Below are 5,806 nucleotides of genomic sequence, written 5' to 3' on the forward strand. Positions count from 1 at the left end.
ACTGCATGTTGTAGATACAACCTGTACTCACATGGGGTGTGAAGTGGAATGGAACAGCGGGGATCGGACTTGGGATTGCCCTTGCCACGGGTCAAGGTTTTCCTATACCGGTGATGTAGTGGAAGGGCCAGCTGAAAAACCTTTACAGGATTATGATTATAAGTTGCTGGACAACCTTACATCGGAAGACTCCGGTTATTAAGTAAATGTACAAAAAGGCACCTCGAAATGGTGCTTTTTTTATATGTTAAATTAAACTGCCGCGATAGTGGAATTGTGATCAATCGCAATCTAAAGATAGGTATATTTAGGTTAATTTTATAATTGCTCTTTTTAAAAATACAAACAGCTGCAAGTTTTGAAGCGTTGTAAATAAGCGTCACCATATCAAAATGAATTTTGGCACGCTTTCCAGTGCGGTGGCGAACATTGTTAAGCTGAAAGAACTCCTTTAGGTATGCATTCACTGCCGTTCTGCGTTTGAAGATCGTTTTCCAGGTTTTAGAATCACGTGCTGGTGCCGTGTATTTCCGGAGATCCTGGGTTATTTTCACTTTATAAACTTTCTGGCGGATGCCCTCATTAGCCAAAGAACAGTCAATGCATTCTTTGGGACTGGTATATTTTAACTTACAAATGCGTGGTCTAACTCCACTGTCTTTAGACGATATCAGCTTTTAGCCTTTCCCTTCTATGTCCATACTGAGTGTGAGGTGAAAGTATGGACAGCTATAGAAAAAGTGGTCATGCAGTTTATAATATAAAGTATCATGTGATATGGTTTACTAAATACAGGTATAAGATATTGCGAGGAAACACTGCGCTTTGAACAAGGGAATGATTAGACAAGGCAACGAAGCAAGGAAAATAACAATTCTGGTATGAATTCATTTAAATGTACAAATAATTGGCATTAATTTAAAATTACCTCTTGACAGTTTTTTTAATCTGAGATATGCTGTGATTTACTAATTGAATAATTTTTACTTATCAAGAGTCGGGGAAGGAATCTGGTCCAGTGATCCCGCGGCAACCGTTACTTTGAATGCTTTCGAGGTAGAATGGTGCTCACTCCAGCAAGCGATGACAGCTTGAAAGATAAGAAAATGTGAGTTCTATCAACCTTTTCTTATCAGAAGAGGTTTTTTTGCTGTTATACGGGAATTTGTTTTTCATCCCTGTGTATAACACCGCTTTAAACCAAGTTAGTCTATAGGGACAGATTGTTTTGAATAGGAGGTATGTCAAATAACCAAATCCCGGATTTTTTTGTTGCAGCATAATATTTAAAAACAAGGAGTCATGTCTTATGAAAAAACAAATTCACTTAAATGGGTTTATCCAAAATTCACCTTCACCACATTCAACTGGATTGTGGAAACACGAAAAAGACCAAGGTACGAAGCATAATCAATTATCTTACTGGACGAAAACTGCTCAAATTTTGGAACGAGGGAAGTTTGATGCACTTTTTATTGCAGATGTCCTAGGGACGTATAGTGTATATGAAAATAGTCACAACGCTGCTGTCCAGCGTGCAGTACAGCTTCCCGCCCATGACCCGTTACTCCCTATTTCTGCGATGGCGGCCGTTACACAACACTTAGGCTTCGCAGCTACAATATCAGCAACATATGCACAGCCATATGCGCTAGCACGTCAATTATCAACGCTTGATCATTTAACTGAAGGGCGCATCGCTTGGAATGTAGTGACATCATATTTAGAAAGTGAAGCGGTGAACCTTGGCTTTTCTGGTCGTCTGCCACGTGACCTAAGATACGATCGTGCCGATGAATTTCTCGAAGTCGTCTATAAGCTATGGGAACACAGTTGGCAAGATGATGCAATGATGCATGACAAGGACAATGATACTTTTGCAGATCCTGAAAAAGTGCATGCGATCAAGCATAAAGGTGAGTTTTTCAGTGTTCCTGGGCCACACTTGGTTGAACCGTCGCCACAGCGTACGCCAGTACTGTTTCAGGCAGGCGCTTCACCGAAGGGAAGAAACTTTGCAGCCAAGCACGCTGAAGCTGTCTTTACCAAAAATAACTCACTTGATGCGCTGAAAGCATATGCTCTGGATCTAAGAGAACGGACAAAAAATCAAGGAAGAAATCCAGATGACGTGCGTATTTTCCCAATGATTTTACCAATTATCGGTTCTACGGAGGAAGAAGCCTATGCTAAATATGAAAATCTCACAAACCATGTGAGTTATGAAGGAACACTCTCGATATTATCCGGGCATACTGGCGTAGATTTTTCAAAATATGAACCTGATGAATACATTGATGACTTAGAATCCGAAGCTGTACAGGGCAATATTGACTTGTATGCAAAAGATCCAAACAAAAAATGGACATTGCGTGAAGCTGTTAAAAATCATGGTCTTGGTAACGGAACAGTTAAATTTATCGGCACGCCGGAACAAATTGCGGATCATATCGAACAATGGTCCATTGAAGGAGGTGCGGATGGTTTTAATATTGCTCAAACCTATTCGCCAGGTACATTCCGGGAGTTTGTGGACCATGTTGTACCTGAACTCCAAAAACGCGGTATTTATCGTAAAGAATATGAAGGCGCAACATTACGTGAAAACATGTTTGGTAAAGGTAACGTCCATTTGCCGGAAAATCATCCCGCAAAAAAACTGAATATACTTAGAAATAAATAAACTGCAGGGGATGCGCGTCTCCCCCTGTTTCAATTAACCTATCTTTCATATGGGGGGAAAACAAATGAATGAATTAAAAATATATATGTGGATCGGTTTTATCTTATTTATGGGGGTCATGTTAATACTCGGATATGTTAGTGCAAAGAAAACAAAAAACATCAGTGATTTTGCAATTGGCGGCGCGAATTTGGGACCTTATGTACTTGGTTTATCATTTGCAGCAACTTACTTCAGTGCGGCAACATTCTTAGGGTATCCCGGCTGGTCCCATGAATGGGGATTCTCAAACCTCTGGCTATTTTTAGCTATGATGGGTGGAGGCCCTATTGGTGTTTTAATGGTAGCAAAAAAAGTAAGAAAGCTAAACACAGCCCAAAAATCTCTTTCACTACCCGATTGGTTAGGAGATTTTTATAATAGTGATATCGTACGGGTTGGAACAGGGATTATATTACTCTTCAACCTATTCTATATTTCTGCGCAATTTGTTGCGGGAGCAAGAATATTCGAATATATGCTTGGCATGTCCTACCATACCGGATTATTATTTATCACTATCATTGTTGTCATTTATGTATTTGCAGGCGGTGCATTTGCTGACGTCTATACTGATGCCGTGCAAGCGGTACTAATGGCAATTGCAGGTACATTTATATTTATTTCCGGTATTGTCTTATTTTGGGACGGGAGCATCTTTGCTACGTTTTCTACGATATCCGCTGATTTAGCTTCACAGGATATTAGTTTAATTAAAGTATTTAATCCCAATTCTACATATTTTTATTCCATGACCGTTATTGTAGGGGCTATTATTATTCAATGGGCATTTGCCTCAGCGCCACATCTATTTAATAAAGTGCTTAGTCTAAAAAACGAAAAAGATCTCGGAAAAATGATTTTAACCTATGTGCTCACAACAGCATTCTGTTTAGTTGTTCTTTTTGGAGGATTTTATAGTCGTGTCGCCCTTGGTAATAATATAGAAACGAGTGACCTTGCATTGATGGAATACGTTGTTTGGGCTTTCCCTTCTATTATTGCAGCACTTATGGGTGTCGTTATTTTAGCCGCTGCCATGTCCACTACGGATGGATTGTTCGTTGCCATCTCTACGGTTTTCGCGAACGACATCTATCTGAAAGTGTTAGTAAAACGTGGAATTATTAAAGTGGATAATAACAAAGCGCAACATACCGCGTTATTAATCAGTCGGATAGCTGTTGTATTAGTAGGGCTGACAGCCTTTCTTATTGTACTAAAACCGCCTGCATATATGGGAGATGTGATGTGGATTGGTATATCAGGTGTGGCAGCAGGAACGATGGGGCCTATTTTATATGCTGTCTATGGAAAGAAAAAAGCATCGCCACGTGCAGCTGAACTCTCCATGACAGTTGGCCTACTATCCTACCTTATCATTTATTTCGGCGGAATTGTTCCAAGTACGATGGCTGCTGGGGCTTGGTCAACACTGATAGGTATTGGTACTATGATTATTTTAGCAAACATATTACCAACGACACTATCTTCAGAAGTGATGGACGAAAAATCATCAAAGGTAACTATTAAAGCCAAATAAAGAGAAAGGGTGAAGCGCCATTTTTGTTAATTTAATGCTTTCTATATGGTTGTATGGGTTTATATTTTGTATATTGCTGATAGGATTATCATTATGGAAATGGTATTTTAGTAAGTGAGATGGATTATAATAATTACCATTAAACAAAAAAACTAACTATAAAGTTTCAGATAAAAAAGAAGGTAGGGATCGAGCTACAGCCCGATTCCTACCGTATCCATAATACTACTCTGTCAATAACTCATAATAGCCTTCTTCATTATGTGTTTCTGTTCCGACAAGTGGCGGGTTGAACACACATACCATACGCAGTTGTGTTTTTGCGCGAAGATAATGTTTATCATGATCGTCTAATATGTACATTGTCCCTGGTTTAATCGGATAAACATCGCCGGTTTCCACCTTCTCGATTTCACCTTCTCCTTCAATGCAATATACTGCTTCGATATGATTTTTATACCAGAAGTAACTTTCTGTTCCGGCTTTAATGAGCGTATCATTCACACTGAATCCAACGCCATCTTTCTTTAGCAGAAATCTGCGGCTGGTCCAAGTTTCACCAGATGTTTCATCCTCTGTTCCGATAATATCTTCAAGTGATTTTACGATCATAGCTATTTTCCCCTTTGCGTTTTATAATAATGTTCTTTTCTCAACGATTGGGAGGAGTGCAAATACTCACCCCACCGGAAAAGGTTTTTTTGATTCAACAATTATACTGCGACGTAAGATACCGCTCCGGAAATACACTACGCTTTCCGCGGGCTCGCGATGAGCCTCCTCACTCGCAAAGAACGCTCGTTGCGGGGTCTCATCGTCTTCGCTTTCCCGCAGGAGTCTTCGTGTATTTCCTTCGCTAGTTTTGTACTTTGCAACTGCATCACAATTATTTATTTGTTGAATAAACCCAACAATTACTTTTCACTTTTGTGATGGTTGTTTGGAGCGGAGGACCGTTGACTCCTGCGGGAACAGCACGTGTCTGAAGACCCCGCAATACTTTAAGGAAGGTCGACTAAAACCGTTCTTTGCGAACAACGTCGACATACCCTTTGCCAGGGCAAGGAGGCTGAAGCCGTGCCCGCGGAAAGCAACGGTCCGCAGCGGAAAACACCCCAGCTCCTACGTTGCAGTTTATATATCAACTGTGAGATTTAAAAGCCAACTCTTATCAATAGGACGAGTAACCGCAAATGTCTTCGGTGGGACGAGCATGTACGCGCAGCCCCAGTCCCAACACTTACGAAAAACCTTAATAAGGATGACTTGGTATCAGGTGGGGTTTCTTATTCCACCTGAACCTAAGTCACACTTATTTTTGTATATTATTTAATTTTCAAAACATCCCTGATACTCTCTTCAAGAATACCTAGTCCTTCTTTAAGCCCTTGTGCATCAATAACGAGTGGTGGAAGAAATTTAACAACTTCATCTTCCGGGCCGGAGGTTTCCACGATTAACCCACGTTCAAATGCTGCAGCACATATTTCACCTGCTAGCGCAGATTCGCCAATTGCGATCCCTTGCATCAGCCCTCTGCC

General features: G+C 40.5%; 5 protein-coding genes, 2 pseudogenes and 1 riboswitch. Of the genes and pseudogenes, 4 read left to right on the forward strand and 3 right to left on the reverse strand.

From position 1 onward, the window contains the following. Nucleotides 1–202, forward strand: a 202-nt coding sequence (locus VK097_RS05935; RefSeq protein ID WP_324210891.1) for a Rieske 2Fe-2S domain-containing protein, incomplete at its 5' end; no start/stop codon positions are given. A gap of 145 nt (nucleotides 203–347) precedes the next feature. On the opposite strand, the pseudogene VK097_RS05940 reads toward VK097_RS05935, so the two are convergent. Then, nucleotides 348–629, reverse strand: a pseudogene (locus tag VK097_RS05940) (IS5/IS1182 family transposase); the annotation flags it as partial. A gap of 92 nt (nucleotides 630–721) precedes the next feature. On the opposite strand from VK097_RS05940, the gene VK097_RS15415 reads away from it, so the two are divergent. From VK097_RS15415 to VK097_RS05950, 3 genes are all read left to right on the forward strand, one after another. Next, complete coding sequence (locus tag VK097_RS15415) at nucleotides 722–829, forward strand: transposase (RefSeq protein ID WP_414672160.1); 108 nt, start codon at nucleotides 722–724, stop codon at nucleotides 827–829. Nucleotides 830–984: 155 nt separating this feature from the next. Beyond that, nucleotides 985–1,105: riboswitch (SAM riboswitch) on the forward strand. A gap of 204 nt (nucleotides 1,106–1,309) precedes the next feature. Continuing rightward, on the forward strand, nucleotides 1,310–2,683 hold the full coding sequence (locus VK097_RS05945; RefSeq protein ID WP_324210892.1) for an LLM class flavin-dependent oxidoreductase: 1,374 nt from the start codon (nucleotides 1,310–1,312) through the stop codon (nucleotides 2,681–2,683). A 64-nt stretch (nucleotides 2,684–2,747) separates the two neighbouring features. Further along, the gene (locus VK097_RS05950; RefSeq protein WP_324210893.1) at nucleotides 2,748–4,265 is read left to right on the forward strand and encodes a sodium:solute symporter family protein; all 1,518 of its coding nucleotides are present in this window, start codon (nucleotides 2,748–2,750) and stop codon (nucleotides 4,263–4,265) included. 225 nt (nucleotides 4,266–4,490) lie between these two features. Here the strand turns inward: VK097_RS05950 and VK097_RS05955 are convergent, their stop codons facing one another. Together VK097_RS05955 and VK097_RS05960 are read right to left on the reverse strand one after the other, a co-directional pair. Next, nucleotides 4,491–4,877, reverse strand: coding sequence for an ectoine synthase (locus tag VK097_RS05955; protein ID WP_324210894.1), 387 nt, complete (start codon nucleotides 4,875–4,877; stop codon nucleotides 4,491–4,493). A 713-nt stretch (nucleotides 4,878–5,590) separates the two neighbouring features. Next, nucleotides 5,591–5,806, reverse strand: a pseudogene (locus VK097_RS05960) (diaminobutyrate--2-oxoglutarate transaminase); the annotation flags it as partial.

It is taken from the genome of Lentibacillus sp., from assembly GCF_035301675.1.
In the GTDB taxonomy this organism is placed as follows: domain Bacteria; phylum Bacillota; class Bacilli; order Bacillales; family Amphibacillaceae; genus Lentibacillus.

Coding starts and splice junctions, on each gene's coding strand:
- VK097_RS05950 (WP_324210893.1), top strand. CDS start 2,748: ATGAATGAATTAAAAATATATATGTGGATCGGTTTTATCTTATTTATG.
- VK097_RS05955 (WP_324210894.1), bottom strand. CDS start 4,877: ATGATCGTAAAATCACTTGAAGATATTATCGGAACAGAGGATGAAACA.
- VK097_RS05945 (WP_324210892.1), top strand. CDS start 1,310: ATGAAAAAACAAATTCACTTAAATGGGTTTATCCAAAATTCACCTTCA.
- VK097_RS15415 (WP_414672160.1), top strand. CDS start 722: ATGGACAGCTATAGAAAAAGTGGTCATGCAGTTTATAATATAAAGTAT.